This window comes from Vibrio tasmaniensis (assembly GCF_024347635.1).
Taxonomy (GTDB): domain Bacteria; phylum Pseudomonadota; class Gammaproteobacteria; order Enterobacterales; family Vibrionaceae; genus Vibrio; species Vibrio tasmaniensis.
Genome location: NZ_AP025510.1, coordinates 2,266,184 through 2,292,539 on the forward strand (window position 1 = coordinate 2,266,184; position 26,356 = coordinate 2,292,539).

Consider the following 26,356-nt stretch of genomic DNA (forward strand, 5'->3'; position numbering starts at 1 on the left):
TAGTAATGAGGTCATTATGGGTGAGAAAACAAAAGTTCCCTCGATCACCGATACGTTCGAAATTGACGGTATTTTTTACACTGATAATCATGTCAACTTAGACACACCAGAGTTAGAGGCAAAAAGAGCGCTGTATGAACCGATTGATTCTGGCTCTCGATATGGAAAAATCATTGATGAGGAGGTTTAGCCCTCCCCATCACTTCGCTATGATTTCACCCTCTATTTCGTGATGATCTCCGGCCCCATCAAGGTGGTCGGTAACCATGTTGATACCCAAGGCACGTACGTTACGATAATCAGGAATAAGAACATCACGCCTACCCAAGGCAATGCCGCTTTCACCACGTTCATCATCGACATCTTGGCGACCCCGGCGGTCACAAACAGATTGAGCCCCACTGGCGGCGTTATCATCCCTATCTCCATGTTCACCACCATCATGATACCTAGGTGAATTGGATCGATGCCAAGTGCAATTGCAATTGGGAATACCAACGGTGCCACGATGATCAGCAAGCCTGAAGGTTCCATGAACTGTCCACCAATCAAGAGTAGAACGTTCACCACAATCAAAAAGGTGATTGGACCTAAACCTGCAGACAACATCGATTCCGTGATCATCTGAGGAATGCGTTCTTCTGTCAGTACATGCTTAAGAATCAGAGCATTGGCAATGATAAACAGCAACATGATGGTCAGCTTACCCGCATCGTAAAGCGTATCTTTAGTGTCTTTATGGAAGAAGGTTTGGAACACTTTAACTAGCGCAGGCTTTGTGTTGTTCTTGTCAGCAAATGGCCCCATATCTTTGTAGATAAAATTGGCAATGAAGAAAGCGTAAACCGCTGCGACTGCCGCCGCTTCTGTCGGTGTAAAGATACCGCCGTAGATACCACCTAAAATGATAACAATCAGTAACAAACCCCAACTCGCATCCTTGGCAGCTGCACACATCTCGCCCCAGCCCACAAACGGCTGCGCAGGAATCTTCTTAATACGTGCTGCAATGTAGATAGCAATCATCAACATCACACCAGCCAACAGGCCAGGAATAACACCACCAAGGAACATACGACCTACAGATACATCCGTCGCCGCAGCATAAACAACCATCACGATGGATGGTGGAATCAAGATACCCAAAGTACCCGCATTACAGATAACCCCTGCCGCGAATTCTTTTGTGTAGCCGTTTTTGATCATACCTGCGATAACAATACTACCGATTGCCACTACCGTTGCTGGAGACGATCCAGATAGTGCTGCGAACATCATACATGCCACAACCGACGCCATCGCTAAACCGCCGCGGAACCAGCCGACCATTGCGATAGCAAAACGGATAATACGTTTCGCCACACCACCTGTAGACATGAAGCTAGAGGCCAAGATAAAGAAAGGAATCGCTAAGAGTGTGTAGTGGCCTGCAAATGCGTTGAACAGCGTTTGTGCAACTGAAGCTAATGACGCATCAGAGTGCATCAACAAGAATATAACGCTCGATAAACCAAGGGAAATCGCAATTGGCACACCGACCAACATGAAAGCAATTACCATTAAAAATAGAAATAACATTGCCATGATTAGTCTTCCTTACCGTTAGATTTTGTACCCGACTCGTTCGCCTTGTTTTGCTTAGTCGAATCCAATACCGCTGTCGCGTCTTCATCAGAACCCGCTAACACATCAGCTTTCAATGCATCCAGCTCTTCTTCGGCTTCATGACCTGCAATCATGCGGTCAAGCTTGCCTGTCGCCACTTGATAAGCGATTTGGATGAATCGGAACGTCAGCATTGCCATACCAATCGGTAGTGCCATGTAAGGAATAAAACGTGGCAGTTTCTCGTATCGTTCGCCTTCATTCATCCAGTCAGAAAGAAACTGAAGCATCTCGGGCATTGGAATATCATCGGTTTCATACCAAGCGCGCTCGGTCGCGAACGGGTACCAGTAATTCCAAGAACCGATAAGAAGTAGGATTGAAAAGGCTAGACAGCTTGTAACGGCGATCAACGCATACACTTTACGTAGCTTTTCTGGGGCAAGGTTAATGATGACGTCAACGCCAATGTGGAAGTGTTTTTTAACGCCATAAGATGCGCCCACTAACACCATCCAAGCGAACATGAACACCGTCAGTTCTAGTGCCCACAAAATATTGCCATTGAATGCGTATCGAAATACCACGTTGGCAAAAGTAAGTAGCGTCATTGCGCCAAGGAAAAATGCGATTAATGACTCTTCAATCACATCCGTAACTCTTCCGACTTTGGAAAAAAGAGAGGTTTCCAGTGCTGATTCGCTAGAATTTGGTTGTTCCATTTGAGGCTTTTCCATAATTGACTCCGCTTATAATTATTTTAATAAGGAGTGACGAACACTCGCCACTCCCTTAGCGGTGTTATTGGTTTGAAGCTAACGCTGCATCGATAAGGTCTGAACCGATGTCTTTTTCAAACTTCTTCCATACTGGTTGAAGTGCAGCTACCCATGCTTCACGCTGTTCAGGCGTAAGTGTACGAACCTCACCACCCGCTTCGATGATGTTGTTTTTGTTCGCTAAGTTAACTTTTGAAGATTCTGCATTACGTGTTTCAGATACTTCTTGAACGATAGTGCCAAGCTGTGCACGTACATCTTCAGGTAGGTCTTTCCAGAAGTCGTTTGACGTTACAACTAGGTAATCCAAGATACCGTGATTGGTTTCAGTTACGCCGTCTTGTACTTCAAAGAACTTCTTACCGTAGATGTTTGACCATGTGTTCTCTTGGCCATCGATAACCTTAGTTTGCAGGCCACCGTACACTTCTTTGAAAGACATCTTCTGTGGGTTAGCGCCTAGTTGTTCAAACTGAGCCACCAATACGTCTGATGCTTGAACACGGAATTTCAAACCTTTTGCATCTTCAGGGCTGATAAGAGGTTTGTTCGCCGACATCTGTTTCATGCCATTGTGCCAAAACGCTAGACCTTGCAGACCACGGCGCTTCATCGCGTTCTTCAGTTTTTCGCCAGACTCTGAGTTTTGGAAACGGTCAACGGCTTCTACGTCTTCAAATAGGAAAGGAAGGTCAAAAATGCGGTATTTCTTAGTGAACTTCTCAAATTTAGACAGCGATGGTGCCGCCATTTGAACATCACCATTTAACAGGGCTTCCAGTACTTTATTATCATCGTAAAGTGTTGAGTTAGGGAAAACTTGCATACAAGCTTTGCCATTCATTTCCGTGTTTACTCGCTCTTCCAGTAAAGAAGCGGCGATGCCTTTCGGGTGCTTATCAGTATTAGTTACGTGACTGAATTTAATCACGATTTCACCTGGGTCACAGTTTGCAGCAGCATTAAAACTTGTGAGCGCAAGAGCAGATACAGACAGCAGAGTAAGAGGCTTAAACATTATTATTCTCCTTAGTAAACAAAACAGCCCTTCAATGGGAACTGCGTGCTTTCACTAAGGCAATTAGCGCGCCACATTAACACAACTCATTAACAAGCCTTTAACCAAAAGGCTTCGTGAGATCTACCTGCTGCAATCGCTAACTCGCTGCAAAATTAATGGGTGGGAAATGACACATAGAATATTTGCAAATGGGTGAGAGTTGACCAACGTATCGCTAATGAATAATGTTAAATGAGGTCTGACCAAAAGCGAGTTTGGCTATGATGCCTTGAAGTAATTTCGACCTATCCTGTAGAGTGCAGCACAACTTAGTCAGATTTACACTTAATAAGAGTTGATACCAATGAGTCAGATCTACCATCACCCAGTACAAATTTACTATGAAGATACCGATCACTCAGGTGTGGTTTATCACCCTAACTTTCTTAAATATTTTGAGCGTGCGCGCGAACATGTCTTGGGCAGCGATAAACTGGCGGAATTGTGGAATGAGCACGGATTAGGTTTTGCGGTCTATAAAGCCAACATGACTTTTCAAGATGGGGTTGAGTTCGCTGAGATCTGCGACATCCGAACCTCTTTTGAACTTGATGGCAAATACAAAACGCTATGGCGACAAGAAGTGTGGCGTAAAGATGCAACCAAACCCGCGGTGATTGGTGATATCGAAATGGTCTGTTTAGACAAAGACAAGCAACTGCAGCCAGTGCCTGCTGAAGTGCTAAAAGCGATGCTCGGGGAAACGAGTTAACTTTCACTAAATTAGCTTAAAAGAGATGAGACAACGAAAAGGTTCTCATCTCTATCTGCATGGGTAGCAAATTTCCGCCAAGCGAAACAGCAAAACGATACTGGTCATCCAGCCGCCCTAAGCAACATTGCCAATCTGTAGAAATATCGCTTTGCTCGGTAACATCCAACCCAACTCCACTGTATATGCTGATTTCACCATGTACTCTAATTTCATCCTGCAAGTTTGGTTGAAAATCCGAACAGTGAATTGGCAATGTTTGCTCCGCCAGATTGGAGAAATCGAACGAAAAGCTTCGCAACGATGTCGCTAGCCCCTTGCCCGTCGCTTTGATGTACGACTCTTTTAATGCCCACAGATCGAAAAAACGCTCTCTTTGTTCTTCCTTGCAAAGCTCAAGTAAATCCGCCAACTCTTTATCTGAAAAGTAGTGCTTCATGATCGAATCGATATTGGTCGAACTTCTTGCGTGTTCAATATCAACACCTAATTGAACTTGCTTCCCTTCTCTCAGGTAAACCGCGATTAACAAATGTTCTTTGCTATGACTGATATTGAAATTTAACCCCGTCTTGAGTTGCTGTTCGGCGACTAAACTTGGCTTTCCTTTCTCGCCATATTCAAAACGCCACGCTTCAGGTATCAAATCAGAATAACGAGACAGCACCTTTCTTAAGTAATTTCGAACATACAGGGCCTGAATTTTAGATGAAGGCATTCGATAACGCTCGACTTTCGCTATTTCATCGGCCGTGAGTGTTTGCTTAAGACACGAAACGCTATCGATATCATCACGCAAATCACTCAAAGAACATAACCATAAATCAACGACTGGATTTTCCATTTTACTCATGCTTACTTCTTCAAACCACTCATCAAAAAAACACCAAACCGAACAAATTCAACTCATCTATGATTTGAGATAAACATAGAGAATTCGTGCAGGAAACACCCTTCACATAGGGAATCAAAACTAACTTTCCAAATGATAACAAATTAAAACACAGATCACACTTAGCCTTATAGAGCAGGCACCTATTAAATGTTACTTACAAAAATATGACATAGATCTCACGAAGCGCAAAAATAGAGTATAAACACTAAATAACCACTTATACCCATTAATTATCAATAAGTTAACAGCACTAAAAACACAAAAAATAAAAGTTCAGAAAAATCATCTGGTCTGAACAGATCATAGTGGCCTCTGGGAGCATTGTATCGGCAACTCACCTCGGGTAGCCTGCTCAACCATTAAACAAATTCACACGTTTTTATTGCGGATAACTGCTTTCCGTTAAGCAGTACTTTGGACAGGATTTAAATGGACATTACCCTCACATTCGAATACTCCCTTCACGCATGAAACACGTTCTCAACGTCTGCAAGTCAATGAACTTCGCACTCCCTATTTCAGTCAGGTGGCCAACTTTCGGCAACCTTACCCTTCAGCTGCGTTTGCCCAAATCTGTTTCAGATTTATTTTCGATTCAATTAAAAGCGCAGCCTCAAAACACGACATCGCCCTCAGTGATTTCAAGTGGAGACTCACAATGAGCCAACCCGAAAAAAATACACCGGAATCAGTCGACGACACTCGACTTAATAAACGTCTTAAAGACATGCCTATTGCTATCGTTGGTATGGCAAGCATGTTTGCGAACTCTCGTTACCTGAATAAATTTTGGGATCTTATCAGCGAAAAGATCGATGCAATTACCGAAGTACCAGATACGCACTGGCGTCCAGAAGATTACTACGATTCAGATCGTACTACGCCAGACAAGTCTTACTGTAAGCGCGGTGGTTTCATCCCAGAAGTAGACTTCAACCCAATGGAGTTCGGTCTTCCGCCAAATATCCTAGAACTGACAGACACTTCACAGCTGCTTTCTTTGATCGTGGCAAAAGAAGTACTTGAAGATGCGAAACTTCCTGAAGGCTACGATCGCGATAAGATCGGTATCACACTCGGTGTGGGTGGTGGTCAGAAGATCGCTCAAAGCCTAAATGCTCGTCTTCAATACCCTGTTTTGAAAAAAGTCTTCAAGAGCAGTGGTATCAGCGACGACGACAGCGAAATGCTGATCAAAAAATTCCAAGACCAATACATCCATTGGGAAGAGAACTCATTCCCTGGTTCATTAGGTAACGTAATTTCAGGTCGTATTGCTAACCGCTTTGACCTTGGTGGCATCAACTGTGTAGTAGATGCAGCGTGTGCAGGCTCTCTAGCCGCAATGCGTATGGCTCTAAGTGAGCTGGTTGAAGGCCGCAGTGAAATGATGATCACAGGTGGTGTGTGTACTGATAACTCACCAACCATGTACATGAGCTTCTCTAAAACTCCAGCATTCACTACTAATGAAACCATTCAACCTTTCGATATCGATTCAAAAGGGATGATGATTGGTGAAGGCATCGGCATGGTTGCTCTTAAGCGTCTTGAAGATGCTGAGCGCGATGGCGACAGAATCTATTCAGTGATTAAAGGTGTCGGTTCTTCTTCGGATGGTAAGTTCAAGAGTATTTACGCGCCTCGCCCTGAAGGACAAGCTAAAGCTCTGAAACGTGCTTACGATGATGCTGGTTTCGCACCGCACACACTTGGCCTTTTAGAAGCGCACGGTACAGGTACTGCAGCGGGTGATGTGGCTGAATTTGGTGGCTTAAACTCGGTATTCAGTGAGAACAACGAAGAGAAGCAACACATTGCGTTAGGCTCTGTGAAATCTCAAATTGGTCACACAAAATCAACCGCGGGTACTGCAGGTTTAATCAAAGCTGCTTTAGCACTACACCACAAAGTACTGCCGCCAACGATTAACGTATCGGCTCCGAATCCTAAGTTGGATATCGAGAACTCACCGTTCTACCTAAACACGCAAACGCGTCCTTGGATGAAACGTGTCGACGGCACACCGCGCCGTGCAGGTATCAGCTCATTCGGTTTTGGTGGCACTAACTTCCACGTTGTATTGGAAGAGTACACGCCAGAGCACGCTCGCGGTGACAAATACCGTCAGCGCCAAGTGCCGCAAACTCTGTTATTCAGCGCAGAATCTCGTCAAGCACTGATCAATGAACTCAAGCAGGTTTCAACTCAAGCTGCCGATGCTGCGTTCAAACTGGAAGCGCTTGCTGAGCAACACGCTCTACGCGAAATTGACGCTAAGCATGCTCGTATTGGTTTAGTCGTGACTGACCAAGCAGACCTTCAAGCGCAACTGACTCAAGCGGTTTCTATGCTTGAGAGCCAAACCAAAACACATTGGCAGATGCCAAACGGTACTAGCTACCGTGAGTCGGCACTGATTGCTGAAAACGGCGCAGGCAAAGTGGCAGCGCTATTTGCAGGTCAAGGTTCGCAATACCTAAACATGGGTCGCGAGCTTGCATGTCATTACCCTGAAATGCGTCAACAGCTTGCTCAAGCGGATCAAGTATTTGGTCAGCACAAGAAAACAGCTCTGTCGCAAATTCTGTTCCCAATTCCAACCTTCACACCAGAAGCAACCAAAGCGCAAGAAGCTGTGTTAACCAACACGGCCAATGCGCAAAGTGCGATTGGTACTGTGTCTATGGGTCAGTTCGACATCATGACTCAAGCTGGCTTCAAAGCCGACATGGTCGGAGGCCACAGCTTTGGTGAGCTAAGTGCACTATGTGCATCGGGTGTTATCTCGCAAGACGATTACTACCAACTAGCTTTCGCTCGTGGCAATGCGATGGCAGCGACACCTGAACAAGGTGACAGCGGTACTATGTTTGCGGTCATCCTAGACGCAGACAAACTTCCAGCCGTTGAAAGCTGCATCAGCCAATTTGAAGGCGTGAGTATTGCCAACTACAACGCTCCGGCTCAACTGGTTATTGCGGGTCCAACTGCGACGGTTCAACAAGCAGCACAAGCGCTAACTGAACAAGGCTTCAAAGCAATTGCTCTGCCAGTATCTGGTGCTTTCCACACACCGCTTGTTGCTCACGCTCAAAAACCATTTGCTTCTGCAATTGATAAAGCTTCATTCAGCGCTCCAACGCTGCCGCTTTACTCAAACGCAACGGGCAAACTGCACAGCAAAGACGCGAAAGCGATCAAGAAAGCATTCAAGCAACACATGCTGCAATCGGTTCGTTTCAGTGAGCAAATTGAAGCGATGTATGAAGCAGGCGCGCGCGTATTCGTTGAGTTCGGTCCTAAGAACATTCTTCAAAAGCTGGTTGAGAAAACATTGGCTGATAAGAACGAAGAGCTTTACGCAATCAGCATCAACCCAAGCCCTAAAGGCGACAGTGACCAACAGCTTCGCTTAGCTGCGGTTCAACTGTGCGTGGCAGGTGTTTCATTAGACAACATTGACCCTTACCAAGCTGACATTGCTGAACCTGCAAAGGCATCACCAATGAACATCAAGCTGAATGCAACCAACTACATCAGCCCTGCTACTCGTAAGAAAATGGATCAATCATTGGCTTCGGGCAACGTCACCGAAAAGACTGAGATTGTTGAAGTGAAAGTTGAAGTCGAGAAAATCGTGGAAAAAGAAGTGATTAAAACAGAAATCGTTGAAGTACCTGTCGCTGCTCCTCAAGCTTCAAATGTACAACAATCAGTTGCAGCACCAAGTGTACAAGTAGCAACAGCAACTCAGCAGCCTCAAGTAGCACAACCTGCACCAGCGACTATTCAGCCAGCAGCTTCAGTAACGGTTGATGAGTCTTCACTGCAATCATTCTTCAGTGCTCAACAACAAGCAGCAGAAGTACATCAGCAGTTCCTTGCGATTCCTCAGCAATACGGTGACACGTTCAACACCCTAATGTCTGAGCAAGCGAAAATGGCAACGGCAGGCGTAGCAATTCCTGAGAACCTACAGCGTTCTATGGAAATGTTCCACCAGCACCAAGCTGAAACGCTAAAAGCTCACGCTCATTACCTAGAAATGCAAGCGCACAGCAACAACTCAGCACTTAACATGCTGACGCAAGGTTCAGTCGAAACAGTACAACCAACCTTCGTTGCTTCTGTAAATGCTCAGCCAGCGATTCAAGCTCCAGCTACTCCAACAGCTATCGTCCAACAGCCTGTAGCTCAAGTACAAGCAACACCTGTTCAAAATGTGGTAGCTCAGAAAGCTCCAGTACAGAAAGCCGTTCCTGCACCACAAGTAGCCGCTCAAGCAGCAGCGCCTGTTGCAGCCCAACCTGTACCAGTTAAAGCACAACCAGCTCCTGTAGCTGCACCAGTAGCAGTACAATCAGCAGATGCTGAAAAAGTTATGCTAGAAGTGGTCGCTGAGAAAACGGGTTACCCAACGGAAATGCTTGATCTAGAAATGGACATGGAAGCAGACCTTGGTATCGACTCAATCAAACGCGTAGAGATTCTTGGTACCGTTCAAGACGAAATGCCAAACCTACCTGAGCTGAACCCTGAAGATTTAGCTGAGTGTCGTACTCTTGGCGAAATCGTCGGCTACATGAACAGTAAAAGCATGAACAGCAAGATGCCAGCATCAGCGCCTGTTGCAGCACAGCCAAGCGCAACCGCTCCTGTTCAAGCATCTAATGGTCTTGATGCGAAAGTCGTTCAACAAACCATGCTAGAAGTGGTTGCTGAGAAGACAGGTTACCCAACGGAAATGCTTGATCTAGAAATGGATATGGAAGCAGACCTTGGTATCGATTCAATCAAGCGTGTTGAGATTCTTGGTACGGTTCAAGATGAACTGCCTACTCTTCCAGAGCTAAACCCTGAAGATTTAGCTGAGTGTCGCACTCTTGGCGAAATCGTTAACTACATGAACAGCAAGCTTCCAGCTTCTGCTCCCGTGTCTTCACAAGCACCAGTAGTTGCTCCGGCAACAGCTAGCAATGGTCTAGATGCGGCTGTCGTTCAAAAAACCATGTTAGAAGTAGTCGCAGAGAAAACGGGCTACCCGACTGAAATGCTAGACCTAGCAATGGATATGGAAGCTGACCTTGGTATCGATTCAATCAAGCGTGTTGAGATTCTTGGTACGGTTCAAGATGAACTACCGACTCTTCCAGAACTAAACCCTGAAGATCTCGCAGAGTGTCGTACTCTAGGTGAAATTGTTGACTACATGAACAGTAAGCTTCCTGCTTCTGCTCCAGTAGCGGCTCAAGTATCAGCACCAGTGCAAGTAGTATCAAACGGTTTAAACGCAGAACAAGTTCAAAGCACAATGCTGAGCGTAGTGGCTGATAAAACGGGCTACCCAACAGAAATGCTAGACCTAGCAATGGACATGGAAGCTGACCTTGGCATCGACTCAATCAAACGTGTTGAGATCCTTGGTACGGTTCAAGACCAGCTACCAACATTGCCAGAGCTGAACCCTGAAGACTTGGCTGAGTGTCGTACTCTTGGCGAAATCGTTGACTACATGAATAGCAAGTTAGCTCCTAGTTCGGAAGCAACGACAGTAGCTCCTGCTGTAGAAAGCACGAGCAACGACCTAAACCCTGCTCATGTTCAATCAACAATGATGGAAGTGGTTGCCGACAAAACAGGTTACCCAGCAGAAATGCTCGACCTAGCGATGGACATGGAAGCAGACCTTGGTATTGATTCGATTAAACGCGTTGAAATCTTGGGTACGGTTCAAGACCAGCTACCAACGCTGCCAGAACTAAACCCTGAAGACTTAGCTGAGTGTCGTACGCTTGGTGAAATCGTTACCTACATGCAAAGCAAGCTATCTGCTGCTGCACCCGTAGCGACTCCAAAAGCTGAATCAGTAACGCCTATCGCAGAAACAGCGACAGCGGAACTTCCTCCACACAATGAGGTAGCGCTAAAAAAGCTACCAGCGGCAGATAAACTCGTCGATTGTTTCTCAAAAGACGCTTGTGTCGTGATCACAGATGATGGTCACAACGCTGGTGTTCTAGCAGAAAAGTTGACCGCTAACGGCATTCAAGTTGCCGTAGTGCGTAGTGCCCTTTCTGCCGCGTCACCTTTAAACAGTGAAATCGCAAGCTACACACTCAACAGCGTCGATGATGCTGGTGTGACTGCAGTTATTAACGACATCGAAGCAGACCTTAAAACGTCGAACAAAGTGATTGCTGGCTTCATTCATTTACAAGCTATCGTTGATGCTAAACAAAGCAACGAGCAAGCGGTTAACTTGAATGCAGATTCAAGAGCTTCGCTAACCACAGCGTTCTTATTCGCCAAGCACCTAAATGGCCAACTGAATGCAGTTTCTGGTCGCAGCGTGTTCTTCACGCTAAGCCGTATCGATGGTGGCTTTGGTTACCTAGATACTAAGCAACTAGCGAATGCAGAACTTAACCAAGCCGCGTTGTCTGGTCTAACTAAGACACTGAGCCATGAATGGTCAAACGTGTTCTGCCGTGCATTGGATGCTGACGCTTCGATTGATGCTCGTCACCTAGCTGAAGCTATCACTGGTGAACTGTTCGATATCGATACCAACACGGTTGAAATCGGCCTTAGCCATGCAAAAAACGGTGAATCTGGTCGTGCAACACTGATTGCGACAACACCAGGCGCTGCACAAACTAAAAACACAGGCGCTCAACTCACCAAGAGCGACAAAGTTCTCGTAACTGGTGGCGCTAAAGGCGTGACGTTTGAATGTGCACTGACGCTTGCTAAGCAATGTAAATCTCATTTCATTCTTGCAGGTCGTAGTAAGCATATTACTTCAGCTGAGCTACCTCAGTGGGCACAAGGTAAGCAAGAGAAAGAACTAAAACCAGCGGCTATCGCTCACCTACAAGCAACAGGTGACAAACCAACGCCTAAGAAAGTTGATACCTTGCTAAAACCGGTATTGAGCAGCCTTGAAATCAACGCAGCACTTGCCGCTTTCAACGAGATTGGCGCGAGCGCTGAATACCTAAGTCTAGATGTATCGAACCATGAGTCAGTAGCGAAAACGCTGGCGAATTTCGAAGGCATCACAGGTCTTATCCACGGCGCTGGTGTACTGGCTGACAAACACATTCAAGACAAAACACTTGATGAACTGAACATGGTTTACGGCACGAAAGTGGGCGGACTAGAAGCGGTTCTTGGTGGTCTTGATAGCAGCAAGCTAAAACTGATTGCGATGTTCTCTTCGGCGGCGGGTTTCTACGGAAACACAGGCCAAAGCGATTACTCGATGTCTAACGAGATCCTAAACAAAGCGGCTCTACAATTATCTGCTCGCAACCCTCAAGCGAAAGTGATGAGCTTCAACTGGGGACCGTGGGACGGTGGCATGGTCAACGCAGCACTGAAACGTATGTTCACAGAGCGCGGCGTGTACGTAATTCCTCTTCAGGCAGGTGCAGAGCTGTTTAGTTCTCAACTACTGAACGAAACTGGCATTCAACTGCTGGTTGGTACGAGCATGCAAGGTTCTGACAACAAGGAAGCTGCTGTAAAAAAGCTTAATGCGGAGTCTGTGCATCTTGCAAAGAGTCCGCTGAATACAAGCATCACTGTGACACGTCATCTTGATCCTAAGGCTTTGCCTTTCATTCAAGATCACTGCATTGCCGGTAACCCAGTGTTACCGACAGTGTGTGCCATCCAATGGATGCGTGAAGTCGCAGAGCAACTGTTAGGTGTGAACGTTAGCGTTCACAACTACAAACTGCTGAAAGGTGTGATTTTTGATACCGATGAAGTGCAAGAGCTGAAACTAGTTCTTTCTTCTGATGCTAAATCAAAAGATCAGCTAAAAGCGGTGATCAGTTGCCAAGGGCGACCACAGTATCAAGCTCAGTTGCAAGTTGCCTCTGTGCAAGTGTCTGAAGATGTTCAACAAGCGTCAGTAAAACGCTTTGAGGCCAACACTTCAGCACCTGTAACAACGGCACAAGCTCTATACAGTGACGGCACTCTGTTTCATGGACCAAGATTGCAAGGTATTACCTCAGTCGAACGCTTTGACGACTTAGGTTTATTGGCTCAATGCCAGTTGCCTCAGATTGAAAACAGCGACTGCGGAGCATTTATTCCTAAGCAAGGCTTTGGCGATAGCCAGCCATTTGCTGAAGATTATCTGTTGCAAGCCATGTTGGTATGGGCTCGATTGAAATACGGCGCGGCAAGCCTACCGTCTGCAATCGGTGAGTTTATTTGTTACGCACCGATGCACGATGGTGACCAAGGTTGGCTAGAGCTGAGCGTGATAAAAAGCACGGCTCGTTCGCTGCAAGCTGATATCTCGCTTTACCACCAAGATGGTCGTTTAAGCGCAGTAATGAAAGGTGCCAAAGTCACCATCAGCAAGAGCTTAAATGACGCATTTTTGCCGAAGTCTAGCTCAGCAGTATCGAAGAAAGAGGCGACTAAGAACCCAGAAAAGGAGCAATTGTCATAGTGACTGTTCCTACGAATAAAGCGATGCCATTGCGCATCGCTCTTTTAGCTCAGCCAGCAAACGCGGCTGAGCTTTCTGCCGACTTATTCCTCTCGTTCCCAGACATGATAACTGTTGTGGTTGATGGCAATTTTAATCAAGCACTTTGCCGTGCGATTGAGACTGTAAATCAAGGTACTGCTGTTAAACTCTGTTTGGATTCTCACTCACCATCATTGTTGATGCTAAGTGCGCTGAATGCTGCTCAGAATAAGATTCACCCACACGCGAATTTAGCGGGCCTTGCCGAAACTCTCGATCTAGATAATGGAGATAGCGTTCAGCTTGCTCTAGAAATGTCACGCCGCCCCGCTTCAGATTTAAGCCATCAACAACAATACTCAACCCTATCTGCTTCGCAGCAGTTTAATGAGTTGTTGAATATGGTTAATGCGATATCGAGCCGTTCATTGCCGAGCCATTCATTACCTAACCATTACTGGTTCACTGAGCCGAACAAAGCACGTGTTGCTTCATTGACCTTCAATGACGATAGCCGAAACACCACCAGCCTGATACTGACTCAAGCAACCGGTTTGCAAGAACCAAAGCCCTTGCTATCGAGCGAACGTTTGATGTTTGTGGTTTCTGGCAATGACAAAGCTGAATTGGTTTCTCAGTTGACCTCACTAAGAGCTGAGCTCAAATGCGTTAACGATTCGGCGGACAGCGAACTTGCTATCGCCACCCTGATGCATTCAAACCTAAGTCACTTCCAAAGCATTCAACACAATGTTGACCTTGGCGCGAATATCGTGATTCAAGCCGCTTCAATTGAGGCTGCAATACAAGAGATCACAGCGATAGAAAATGCGTTGCCAAAAGTAATGGCTGACAATAGCCAATACAAAACGCCAGCGGGCAGTTGTTTCTCACCTATGCCTCAAAGCAAAGGTGGCGTTGCATTTGTTTACCCTGGTGTTGGCACGGTTTATCCCGGTATGTTGCGCGAGTTTCACCACCATTTCCCACAGTTATTCGCTCGCTTAGAACGCGAAGGTAACTTGAAAGAGATGCTGCAGGCTGAAAAAACCTACGCTGAAGACTCGCAAGAAATGTCACTCAGTGAGCTGGCAATTGCAGGTGTGGGCAGTAGTTATCTGTTAACACAACTGCTGTGTGATGAATTCAAAGTGCAGCCAGATTTCGCCTTGGGCTACTCCAAGGGTGAAGCTTCCATGTGGGCGAGCTTAAATGTTTGGAAAAACCCACATGCGCTAATCGAGATGACTCAAACTAGCCCTATTTTCACCACGGCTATTTCTGGTGAACTCACAGCCGTGCGTCAAGATTGGCGGCTGAACGGCGACGAAGGCATCCAATGGAATAGCTTTGTGGTTCGCAGTGATGCGCAAGCGATTGAGGCTCTGTTACCAGAGTTTCCGCGCGCTTATCTCGCTATCATCCAAGGTGATACTTGCGTACTGGCAGGCTGTGAAAGCACCTGTCGTGCTCTGCTCAAGAAACTGGGTAAACGTGGCATTGCCGCTAACCGTGTTACTGCAATGCACACCACGCCAGCGTTGAGCCAGCATAGCCAAGTGCAGGAGTTTTACACTCAACCACTGTTCGACGAGTTGCCAAAGCATATCCGCTTTATCAGCGCAGCAGGTCTACCGACTGGCGCACCAATCAATATCGACAGCGATAGTATCGCCCTTTCGATTGCCGACACTTTCTGTTCAACGCTGGATTTCACCGCGTTGATCCAGAGTGCGCGTCAACAAGGTGCTCGTCTGTTTATAGAAGTAGGTGCCGATCGTCAAACCAGCACATTGATCGACAAGATCAATCGTAGCGACAACGTAGCCGACCAATACTGCACAATCGCTTCCAATGCCAAAGGCGGTGACGATATTGTCACGTTCATCAAATGCATTGGTCAGCTCATTACTCATCAAATTCCACTGTCTGTCGAGCCCCTTATTCAAGGGCTAGAACAACAGTTCACCACCGCTAAGCAATTAAGTGGTGTGTCTCAAGACAACACAGTGAATCATCAAGGAGAGCTAGTATGAGTTCTCAATCGAAACCATCTCAATATAAATATCAGGCTCAGAACAAACAGCCAGTGAAGTGCAATAAGATCGCGATTGTCGGTATTGCAAACCAATATCCAGAAGCGGATACGCCAAAAGACTTTTGGCAAAACTTGCTAGATAAAAAAGATTCTCGAACCACATTAAGCGCTGAAAAGTTAGGTGCTAAACCTGAAAGCTATCAGGGCGTGCAAGGCGAATCAGACCGCTTTTACTGTGACAAAGGCGGCTACATCGAAAATTTCAATTTCGATAGCAATGGCTACCGCTTAACAGCAGAGTCGTTCAACGGTGTTGACCAAAGTTTTCTATGGGCTTTGGACACCAGCCGTAAGGCGTTAGTCGACGCTGGCATTGATTTAAATGCCGATGTTTTAGAGCGCACAGGCGTGATCATGGGTGCCCTTTCGTTCCCAACCACCCGTTCAAACGACTTGTTTTTGCCGATGTATCACTCGGTGGTCGAAAAGGCACTTAAAGATAAATTGGCTAATGACCAGTTTTCACTGCTACCAACCAATGAAACCGCGCAAGACCTCAATCCTATCAATGGTGCAGCGGCACACAATGCCTCTAAGTTAGTGGCTGATGCATTGGGTTTAGGTAACGTACAACTGAGTCTAGATGCCGCATGTGCAAGCTCTGTGTATTCATTGAAGTTAGCGTGTGATTACTTGAACACAGGTAAAGCCGACATGATGTTGGCAGGTGCGGTATCCGGTGCTGACCCATTCTTTATCAACATGGGTTTTTCCATCTTCCACGCTTACCCTGATCACGGTGTGTCGGTTCCGTTTGATAGCAATAGTAAAGGTCTGTTTGCTGGCGAAGGTGCGGGTGTTTTAGTCCTAAAACGCTTAGCTGATGCAGAGCGTGATGGCGACAATATTTACGCAGTCGTCAGCGGTATTGGCTTGTCAAACGATGGCAGAGGCCAGTTCGTATTAAGCCCAAATAGCAAAGGACAAGTACAAGCCTTTGAACGCGCTTACGAGGCTTCGAACTTATCACCAAACAGCATCGAAGTAATTGAGTGTCACGCAACCGGCACACCATTAGGTGACAAGGTTGAGTTAACCTCAATGGAGCGTTTCTTTGCTGACAAATTGAATGGTTCTAACCCGCCATTAATTGGCTCTGCGAAGTCAAACCTCGGACACTTGCTGACTGCAGCAGGTATGCCAGGGATCATGAAGATGATCTTCGCGATGAAAGAAGGCGTGCTGCCGCCAAGTATTAACTTAGACAAGCCACTATCGTCGCCAGAAGGTTTATTTGGCTCACAGACTCTGCCAACGCAGGTTCAACCTTGGCCAAGTAAAGCGGGCAACCCAGAGCGCTGCGCGGGTGTTTCTGTCTTTGGTTTCGGTGGTTGTAACGCTCACTTACTGCTTGAAGCGTATTCAGACACGAGTCATGTAAACCAGACTCTAGAATCGGCTTCTCCAAGCCTACAACCGTCGAATTTAAGCATTACTGGTCTCGCATCTCATTTCGGTTCTCTGCAAAGCATCAATGCGCTAAGCACTGCGATTGAAACCAACAACGATGCTTTCATTGCTTTGCCTAAGAAACGCTGGAAAGGCTTAGACCAACATCCAGAACTACTGAATCAGTTTGGTTTACACGGCATTCCAAATGGCGCGTACATCGATCAATTCGATCTAGACTTCCTTCGCTTCAAAGTGCCGCCAAATGAAGATGACCGTTTGATCTCTCAGCAGTTGCTACTGATGAAAGTCGCAGACGAAGCCATCAAAGATGCCAAGCTTGTTGCAGGCCAAAAGGTTGCGGTTTTAGTTGCGATGGAAACAGAGCTTGAGATGCACCAATTCCGTGGACGCGTAAACCTGCATAGCCAATTAGCTGACAGCTTTGCCAACATGGGTATCGAACTGACTCAAGACGAATACCAAGCGCTAGAAACCATCGCGATGGACAGTGTGATGGACGCAGCCAAGCTGAACCAATACACCAGTTTCATCGGCAATATCATGGCTTCGCGTATCTCTTCATTGTGGGACTTTAACGGCCCTGCCTTTACGATTTCAGCCGCTGAACAGTCAGTTGCTCGTTGTATTGATGTTGCACAAAACTTGATGTCACAAGAATCGATGGATGCCGTTGTGATTGCAGCCGTCGACCTAAGCGGCAGTGCAGAACATGTGATTCTGAAGAACAGCGTAAGCCCAGTGACGCTAGCTCCAAAATTCGGACAGCTGCAAGATGGCAGTTGGAATGTCGGTGAAGGTGCAGGTGCGATTGTTCTTGTTGAAGAAAACCAAGTAGCGAGCAACCAAGATGCGGCTTACGGCAGCATCAACGCCTTAGCTTTTGGTTCAAGCGAGAATAACAACGCCGTTGTTGATGAGTTACTGACTCAAGTCGGTATGAGCTCGAACGATGTTTCTCTGCTTGAGCTTAACCATGCACCTGAATCTTCATTACATCAGTCTTCATCATATCAATCTTCGTCTCTAAATTTAGCGAGCACAAGGACGACTCAAGCGAGTCAACGTGTTGGTCATTGCTCTGCAGCTTCTGGCATGGCAAGCCTGCTACACGGCCTGCTCAACCTGAACCTTGCACCTCTGAATCCGAATGTCAGTTCTAAGAGCGCGATTGTTGCCAACATCAGCGAAGGACAATGTTCACAGCTGCTACTAAGCCAATCGAGTGTTGAATCTCAATCACTTTCCGTTCGTTTAAGCAATGAACTGGCGAGCGATGCTAAACGTCAATTAGTTAAGCAAGTGACTCTTGGTGGTCGTGATATCTATCAACATATTGCCCAAACCCCAGTGACCAACTTGGCAACGATTCAACAGAAAGCTTCTGGTAAACAAGCAGCAAGAGTGGCGTCGGTTCCAACAACAGCAAGCATTCAAGCAGCCCTTGCACAAAAAGAGTTAGAGAAGAATGCATTAGCGCAAAACGCGATAGAGCCAGTCATCGAAACTCCTACATCAGTATCCCCTACTCTGGCGCCAACTCGCCACAGTCAGCTAACAGGTAACCACAGCAATATGACTCATGTCCTATCCGCTAAAAATGGCGCGTCTCAAATCGACGCAGCTTCACAGCAGCCGCAAAATCTAAGCCAAAACCAAGCTTTTGCTCAAAACCAACAAGCAGCGCAGCAAGTACACAAAGCATTCCTGCACACTCGCGCCCAAGGCATGCAAATGGCTAATGCGCTATTAAAAGCACAGCTAAACGCAGTGACATCTGGTTTAGATAGCAATGCCCTTTCTCAACAAACGAATGGTCAACAAACGATTGGTCAGCAAACATTAGCTCAGCCTGTTCAAGCTCAGCTGGCTCAGGTTCAGTCAACACCAGTCAACGTACTTGCGACACCAGCACCAGTAAAACCTATCCGTAAACCATGTATCTGGGATTACGATGATCTGGTTGAATACGCCGAAGGCGATATCGCCAATGTATTTGGCCCTGATTACGCAATCATCGATAGCTACTCGCGCCGCGTTCGCTTGCCAACCACCGACTACCTACTGGTATCTCGTGTAACCAAGCTAAACGCGACCGTTAACGAGTATAAGCCAAGCACAATGACCACCGAATACGACATCCCAGTTGATGCGCCGTATCTTGTTGATGGTCAGATCCCTTGGGCTGTTGCAGTTGAATCTGGTCAGTGTGATCTAATGCTGATCAGCTACTTAGGTATCGATTTTGAAAACAAAGGCGAGCGAGTTTATCGCCTGCTTGATTGTACGCTGACTTTCCTTGGTGACTTGCCTCGTGGTGGCGATACGCTGCGTTACGATATCTCAATCAACAACTTTGCTCGCAATGGCGACACGTTGCTGTTCTTCTTCTCGTACGAATGTTTCGTTGGCGACAAGATGATCCTGAAAATGGATAACGGCTGTGCGGGCTTCTTCACTGATGAAGAGCTAGCAGATGGCAAAGGTGTGATTCACACTGAAGATGAAATTAAGGCGCGTAAGCTTGCAACTAAGCAACGCTTCGACCCTATGTTGCATTGCCCTAAAACGAAGTTTAACCACCAAGAATTACGTCATCTACTGACTGCTAACATTGCAGAGTGTTTTGGCCCAACTCACCAATCCAATAGCCACCAGCCTTCTCTATGCTTCAGCTCAGAGAAGTTCATGATGATCGAAAAGGTTAGCCGTGTTGAACCACAAGGTGGCACATGGGGACTTGGTCTGATTGAAGGTCACAAGCAACTAGAGCCTGAGCACTGGTACTTCCCTTGTCACTTCAAAGATGATTCAGTAATGGCTGGCTCTTTGATGGCAGAAGGTTGTGGTCAACTGCTTCAGTTCTTCATGATGCACCTTGGCATGCACACGCTTGTCCAAAATGGTCGTTTCCAACCACTTGAAAATACCCCTCAACAAGTACGCTGTCGTGGTCAAGTTCTACCACAATCGGCAGAACTGACTTACCGCATGGAAGTGACGGAGATTGGTCTAAGCCCTCGCCCATACGCGAAAGCTAACATCGATATCTTGCTCAACGGCAAAGTGATTGTTGATTTCCAAAACTTGGGTGTGATGATCAAAGAAGACGACGAATGTACTCGTTACCTGCCTTCTTTAGAAACAGCTGTCGCGCCCCCTGTTATCGAAAGCTTGGACCATAAAAGCTTGGGCCATACGCCAGCAGTGAACCAACAAGCTTCAGCGAATGCGCCATTGATGGCTCAAATTGAAGACCTAGAAACTGCACCAAACAAAGGTGTGGTTCCTCTTCAACACGTTGAAGCTCCGGTGACTCCTGATTACCCGAACCGCACACCCGATACGGTACCATTCACGCCTTATCACATGTTCGAGTTCGCGACTGGCGATATCGAGAAATGTTTCGGCCCTGATTTCTCTATCTACCGTGGAATGATTCCACCACGAACTCCGTGTGGCGACCTACAGCTAACTACTCGCGTTGTTGAGATCGACGGTAAGCGTGGTGACTTCAAGAAGCCTTCATCATGTATCGCAGAGTACGAAGTGCCAGAAAATGCATGGTACTTTGATGAAAACAGCCACCAGACCCTAATGCCTTACTCGGTACTGATGGAGATTTCACTGCAGCCAAACGGCTTTATCTCTGGCTACATGGGCACCACACTGGGCTTCCCAGGTGAAGAACTGTTTTTCCGCAACCTAGATGGCAGCGGTAAAATGTTGCGTAACGTCGACTTGCGCGGCAAAACGATTACCAACGATTCTCGTCTGCTTTCAACCGTAATGATGGGCACCAACATCGTACAGAGCTTCAGCTTTGAACTGAGCACCGATGGCGTGCCGTTCTACCAAGGTACAGCGGTATTTGGTTACTTCAAAGGCGCAGCACTGAAAGACCAACTTGGTTTGGACAACGGTAAAGTGACTCACCCTTGGCACGTTGATAACAACCGCACGCCGGATGTAAACATCAACCTACTAGACAAAACGACTCGTTACTTCAATGCACCAGTTTCTGCTACTGGTGAAGTGCAAGAGCACTACCAACTGGCTGGCGGTCGCTTGAACTTTATCGATACGGTGCAGATCACCAGCGATGGTGGTAAAGACGGTCTGGGTTACCTATACGCTGAGCGTACGATTGACCCAAGCGATTGGTTCTTCCAGTTCCACTTCCATCAAGATCCGGTAATGCCAGGTTCTCTGGGTGTCGAAGCGATCATCGAGCTGATGCAAACCTACGCGCTAAACAAAGATCTTGGTGCTGGCTTCCGCAATCCGAAGTTTGGTCAAATCCAATCTGAAGTGAAGTGGAAATACCGTGGTCAGATTAACCCTCTAAACAAACAGATGTCTCTGGATGTACATATCACTGCGATTAAAGACGAAGACGGTAAACGTATCATCGTTGGCGACGCAAACCTGAGCAAAGATGGTCTGCGTATTTACGAAGTGAAAGACATCGCAATTTGTATCGAAGAAGCATAAGCCTGATACGGGACTAGGAAAGAAATAATTATGACAACTCAAACCACTATCAATAACGAAAAGCTATCTCCGTGGCCTTGGCAGATTAAAGAGAGCACAACTCACTTTGATAACGCAGCAATGTCGACAATTTTGAAAGATTTAAGCCTTGCTTGTTACGTAGTGAACCACCCAGAAAAAGGCTTAGGCGTTAGCCAACAAGCAGAGATTACATCGGGCGATTCAGCAAGTTCAGCGAACAGCCAACCTGTTAGCGCCTTTGCTCCTGCTCTTGGTACACAAAGCCTAGGCGACGAAGATTTTCGTCGCTGCCACGGCGTGAAATACGCTTACTATGCAGGCGCAATGGCAAACGGCATTTCATCTGAAGAGTTGGTGATTGCGCTTGGTCAAGCAGGCATTCTTTGTTCATTTGGCGCAGCGGGCTTAATCCCGTCTCGCGTTGAACAAGCGATCAACCGTATTCAAGCAGCACTGCCAAACGGCCCTTATGCGTTTAACCTGATTCACAGTCCAAGCGAACCCGCACTAGAGCGCGGCAGTGTTGAACTATTTTTGAAGCACAAAGTGAAAACCGTTGAGGCTTCAGCATTCTTAGGTTTAACACCGCAAATCGTTCACTACCGTGCCGCTGGCCTTAGCCGCGATGCACAAGGTGAGATTCAGATTGGCAACAAGGTTATTGCTAAGGTAAGCCGTACTGAAGTCGCGAGTAAGTTCATGCAACCAGCTCCAGCTAAAATGCTGCAAGCTCTAGTTGATGAAGGTCGAATCACAGCAGAACAGATGGAACTAGCACAGCTAGTTCCTATGGCTGATGACATTACTGCAGAAGCTGACTCTGGTGGTCACACGGATAACCGTCCGCTAGTAACACTGCTACCAACGATTCTAGCGCTGAAAGAGCAAATCCAAGCACAGTACCAGTTCAAAACACCACTGCGTGTTGGCTGTGGTGGTGGTGTAGGCACGCCTGACGCTGCGCTAGCGACGTTTAACATGGGCGCGGCATACATTGTTACTGGCTCTATTAACCAAGCGTGTGTTGAGGCTGGTGCGAGCGAACACACACGTAAGCTGCTTTCAACAACTGAAATGGCTGACGTGACTATGGCTCCGGCAGCAGACATGTTCGAAATGGGTGTGAAACTGCAAGTGGTTAAACGCGGCACTTTATTCCCAATGCGTGCCAACAAACTGTATGAGCTATACACACGTTACGACTCGATTGAAGCGATTCCAGGTGAAGAACGCTTAAAGCTTGAGAAGCAGGTATTCCGTTCAACACTAGATGATATTTGGGCTGGCACTGTGGCTCACTTTAACGAGCGCGATCCTAAACAGATCGAGCGTGCTGAAGGTAACCCGAAACGTAAAATGGCGTTGATTTTCCGTTGGTACTTGGGTCTTTCAAGTCGTTGGTCAAACACAGGTGAACAAGGCCGTGAGATGGATTACCAAGTATGGGCAGGTCCTGCACTTGGCGCATTCAACGCATGGGCAAAAGACAGCTATCTAGATGATTACCAGCAGCGTAATGCCGTTGATCTTGCTAAGCATCTGATGCACGGTGCTGCGTACTTAGCTCGTGTTAACCTGCTGACCTCACAAGGTATCAAGCTTGATCCGGAACTAGCACGCTGGAAGCCGACGCAAAGAATGGCTTAAGTGCCGAGTAGCTAGCTAAATTTTACCAAATAAAAAAGCGACCTTAATTAGGTCGCTTTTCTTTGAATCATCGAAATGTCATTGCAGTCGTTGGTTATTTGATCGCTTTATTTAGCTTCTCGCCAACCACATCTAAACGCCAACCTTGCATAACATCTGGCAGCTTTTCAGGATTACGATCGTACTTCCAAATCCAGCTTAACACTTGATTAAGTTGCTTCTTCGACGCCAAAAACTCAGTCGCTAAACCACTGTGTTGCGATGCTGTTTTCACTTCATCTTTCAACACTTTGAAGAGTTGCTTGTAACCTGGGTAGTCCATTAGACGTTCTACTGGCGCAGGGTACTCTTCTTCTGGCGTATGCTCAGCTAACTTAACGATTGAACTGATTTTAGCGCCATGGCGACGTACAGAGCGGTAATCAAAACCTTCTTGCTCCATGTGCTTAGGGTCTTTCATCGCAAAACGCGCCACAGCCCATAGGTCTTGTTCTTTGAAGACAAAGTTCAGCGCTAAGTCACGCTTAATCGCTTCTTTTAAACGCCAAGTTGCTAGCGGTCTTAAAATAGCTAGCTGCTGAGGCTTTAGCTGCCACGCGCCTTTAATATCAAGGTAAGCGTTATCTGGGTTTGCTTTACGGATGCGCTTAGCCACTTGTAAATCAGACTCTTGCTGTGCCGCTTCCCACCAGCCCGCTTCCATCACTTTTTCTAGAAGCTTGTTGTACATTGGCATCAAGTAGTGAACGTCTGCTGCTGCGTAGTCGAGTTGCTTTTGAGAAAGCGGACGCGCTAGCCAGTCGGTGCGAGATTCACTCTTATCTAGGTCAACGCCTACAAACTCTGAAACGAGAGCTGCAAAGCCAGTTGAAAGACCATGACCTAAGAAGGCTGCCATGATCTGCGTATCAACCATTGGCGTTGGCGTACAGCCAAATGCGTTCTGGAACACTTCTAGATCTTCGCCACACGCGTGCAAAACTTTCAGTACTGAAGTGTCTTTCAATAACCCAACAAACGGGGTCATTTCATCAAGAGCAATAGGATCAATCAGTGACAGCGTTTCACCATCAAATAACTGAATTAAGCCTAATTGAGGGTAATAGGTTCTTGTACGAACGAACTCTGTATCAAGCATAACAACATCGGCTTCACGTGCTTGTTGGCAAACTCGCTCAAGGTCTTTCACTTGGGTAATGATTTGATAATCCACAAAAACTCTCACTGATTTTACTTTGATCGCCGGATACAAAAATGCCGACATTAACTGTCGGCATTCTAACACCATTTTTCAGCGCTCGCTTAGATTAAGCGCCTGAATGGTTTCGAGGGCTAATTTCTCGCAAACCCGAGCACTACTCGCTTGCGCGTTTGGCAAGCTCTGCGTCGTTTTCTTCACGAAGCACTCGGCGCAAGATTTTACCTACATTGGTTTTTGGTAGTTCTTCACGGAACTCAATCAATTTAGGGATCTTGTAACCTGTTAGGTGTTCACGACAGTGCGCGATAATGTCTTCTTTGGTTAGGCTCGGGTCACGTTTCACAACGTAAATCTTAACCAACTCACCTGACACTTCATGAGGTTGACCGATAGCCGCAACTTCTAACACTTTGCCGTGTAGAGCCACTACATCTTCAATCTCGTTCGGGTAAACGTTGAAGCCCGACACTAGAATCATGTCTTTCTTACGGTCAACGATGTACAACAAGCCTTCGTCATCAAACTTAACGATGTCCCCTGTCGATAACCAACCGTCTTGATCGATCACTTCTTTGGTCGCTTCTGGACGCTGCCAGTAGCCTTGCATCACTTGAGGACCACGAACCTGCAATTCACCCACTTGGTCATTGCCCACGACTTTCCCTTCATCATCAACAATACGAACTTCTGTTGATGGTACTGGTAGGCCGATTGCGCCTGTGTAGTCTTTAAGATCGTATGGGTTACCTGTGACCAGAGGTGCACACTCGGTTAAACCGTAGCCTTCCAGTAAGTGAACACCTGTCGCTTTCTTCCATTGCTCAGCAACAGCGCGTTGAACCGCCATACCACCGCCAACAGACAGACGCATGTTACTGAAATCCAACTCGTGGAAATCTTCGTTATTCACTAGCGCATTGAACAAGGTGTTTACGCCAGTAATCGCGGTAAACGGAACTTTTTGTAGTTCTTTAATAAAGCCAGGAATGTCACGAGGGTTAGTAATCAGAAGGTTACGGCCACCCATCTCAACAAACAGTAAGCAGTTCACTGTCAGTGCGAACACGTGGTAAAGCGGCAATGCTGTTACCACCAATTCACGGCCTTCTTGTAGCACAGGGCTGTATGCCCCTTTCGCTTGAAGTACGTTCGCAATCATATTGCGGTGGGTTAGAATTGCGCCCTTCGCTACACCTGTTGTACCGCCTGTGTACTGCAGGAATGCGATGTCATCACCCGCCATAAATGGCTTCACATATTGAAGACGACGGCCTTTGTAAAGTGCTTTTCTGAATGAAATAGCACCCGGTAGATCGTACTTAGGCACCATACCTTTTACGTATTTCACTACGAAGTCGACAATCGTACCTTTTGCTCGTGGCAGCATTTGCCCAAGGCTAGTGAGTACAACGTGTTTAACCGGCGTTTTATCAACAACTTTCTCTAGTGTGCTCGCAAAGTTAGAAACGATAACAATCGCCTTTGCGCCAGAGTCATTCAGTTGGTGTTCCAGTTCACGAGGTGTGTACAGTGGGTTGACGTTCACTGCAATCATACCTGCACGCAGTACACCAAACAGTGCAATCGGGTATTGCAGCAAGTTTGGCATCATAAGCGCGACACGATCGCCTTTCTTCAGTTTTAGATCATTCTGCAAGTAAGCAGCAAAAGCACGACTGCGCTCTTCAAGCTTACGGAATGTCATAATCGATCCCATGTTCTCGAATGCAGGTTGGTCGGCGAACTTCTGTACCGACTGTTCAAACATTTCAATAAGAGATTGGTACTGATCTGGGTTGATCGTTTCTGGTACGTCACTTGGATAACGTGAAAGCCAAGGTTTATCCACGATGTTACTCCTCGTTTATCAGCTGACGACTGCTTCGCCGCTTTTTATCATTGCGGTATTACAGCACAGCTTTAGTGCATGAGCACTA

Annotated in this window: 12 protein-coding genes; 6 read left to right on the forward strand and 6 right to left on the reverse strand. The window is 46.7% G+C overall.

Going from position 1 to position 26,356, the window contains the following annotated elements; all coding sequences use genetic code 11:
• Positions 1-16 precede the first annotated feature (16 nt).
• Positions 17-190, forward strand: coding sequence for a hypothetical protein (locus OCV44_RS10215; RefSeq protein ID WP_017101579.1), 174 nt, complete (start codon positions 17-19; stop codon positions 188-190).
• A gap of 32 nt (positions 191-222) precedes the next feature.
• Here the strand turns inward: OCV44_RS10215 and OCV44_RS10220 are convergent, their stop codons facing one another.
• From OCV44_RS10220 to OCV44_RS10230, 3 genes are all read right to left on the reverse strand, one after another.
• On the reverse strand, positions 223-1,584 hold the full coding sequence (locus OCV44_RS10220) for a TRAP transporter large permease (RefSeq protein ID WP_139685505.1): 1,362 nt from the start codon (positions 1,582-1,584) through the stop codon (positions 223-225).
• Between the two features lie 2 nt (positions 1,585-1,586).
• Positions 1,587-2,342 (reverse strand): TRAP transporter small permease, encoded by a 756-nt coding sequence (locus OCV44_RS10225; RefSeq protein WP_139685504.1) that lies wholly within the window; start codon positions 2,340-2,342, stop codon positions 1,587-1,589.
• 64 nt (positions 2,343-2,406) lie between these two features.
• Positions 2,407-3,402: a TRAP transporter substrate-binding protein gene (locus OCV44_RS10230; protein WP_048607894.1), complete on the reverse strand. Its 996-nt coding sequence runs from the start codon at positions 3,400-3,402 to the stop codon at positions 2,407-2,409.
• 346 nt (positions 3,403-3,748) lie between these two features.
• On the opposite strand from OCV44_RS10230, the gene OCV44_RS10235 reads away from it, so the two are divergent.
• Positions 3,749-4,156 carry a thioesterase family protein gene (locus OCV44_RS10235; protein WP_004736070.1) on the forward strand — a complete coding sequence of 136 codons (408 nt, stop codon included), beginning with the start codon at positions 3,749-3,751 and terminating at the stop codon, positions 4,154-4,156.
• 16 nt (positions 4,157-4,172) lie between these two features.
• Here OCV44_RS10235 and OCV44_RS10240 read toward each other — a convergent pair whose 3' ends face one another.
• Positions 4,173-5,000, reverse strand: coding sequence for a 4'-phosphopantetheinyl transferase family protein (locus tag OCV44_RS10240; RefSeq protein ID WP_139685525.1), 828 nt, complete (start codon positions 4,998-5,000; stop codon positions 4,173-4,175).
• Between the two features lie 709 nt (positions 5,001-5,709).
• Between OCV44_RS10240 and OCV44_RS10245 the strand changes: the two genes are divergently transcribed.
• From OCV44_RS10245 to pfaD, 4 genes are read left to right on the forward strand one after another with little or no spacing between them, the layout of a single operon-like run.
• A complete protein-coding gene (locus OCV44_RS10245; protein ID WP_139685503.1) occupies positions 5,710-13,527 on the forward strand; it encodes a type I polyketide synthase in 7,818 nt (2,605 codons plus the stop codon).
• Positions 13,527-15,584, forward strand: coding sequence for a PfaB family protein (locus OCV44_RS10250; RefSeq protein ID WP_139685502.1), 2,058 nt, complete (start codon positions 13,527-13,529; stop codon positions 15,582-15,584). Before OCV44_RS10245 ends, OCV44_RS10250 begins: the two co-directional genes overlap by 1 nt.
• On the forward strand, positions 15,581-21,550 hold the full coding sequence (locus OCV44_RS10255; RefSeq protein WP_139685501.1) for a hotdog fold thioesterase: 5,970 nt from the start codon (positions 15,581-15,583) through the stop codon (positions 21,548-21,550). Before OCV44_RS10250 ends, OCV44_RS10255 begins: the two co-directional genes overlap by 4 nt.
• Positions 21,551-21,580: 30 nt before the next feature.
• The gene (pfaD, locus tag OCV44_RS10260) at positions 21,581-23,218 is read left to right on the forward strand and encodes an eicosapentaenoate synthase subunit PfaD (RefSeq protein WP_139685500.1); all 1,638 of its coding nucleotides are present in this window, start codon (positions 21,581-21,583) and stop codon (positions 23,216-23,218) included.
• Between the two features lie 94 nt (positions 23,219-23,312).
• Here pfaD and rnd read toward each other — a convergent pair whose 3' ends face one another.
• On the reverse strand, positions 23,313-24,431 hold the full coding sequence (gene rnd / locus OCV44_RS10265; RefSeq protein WP_032500282.1) for a ribonuclease D: 1,119 nt from the start codon (positions 24,429-24,431) through the stop codon (positions 23,313-23,315).
• Positions 24,432-24,573: 142 nt separating this feature from the next.
• Positions 24,574-26,268 carry a long-chain-fatty-acid--CoA ligase FadD gene (gene fadD / locus OCV44_RS10270; RefSeq protein WP_009847299.1) on the reverse strand — a complete coding sequence of 565 codons (1,695 nt, stop codon included), beginning with the start codon at positions 26,266-26,268 and terminating at the stop codon, positions 24,574-24,576.
• Positions 26,269-26,356: the final 88 nt, after the last annotated feature.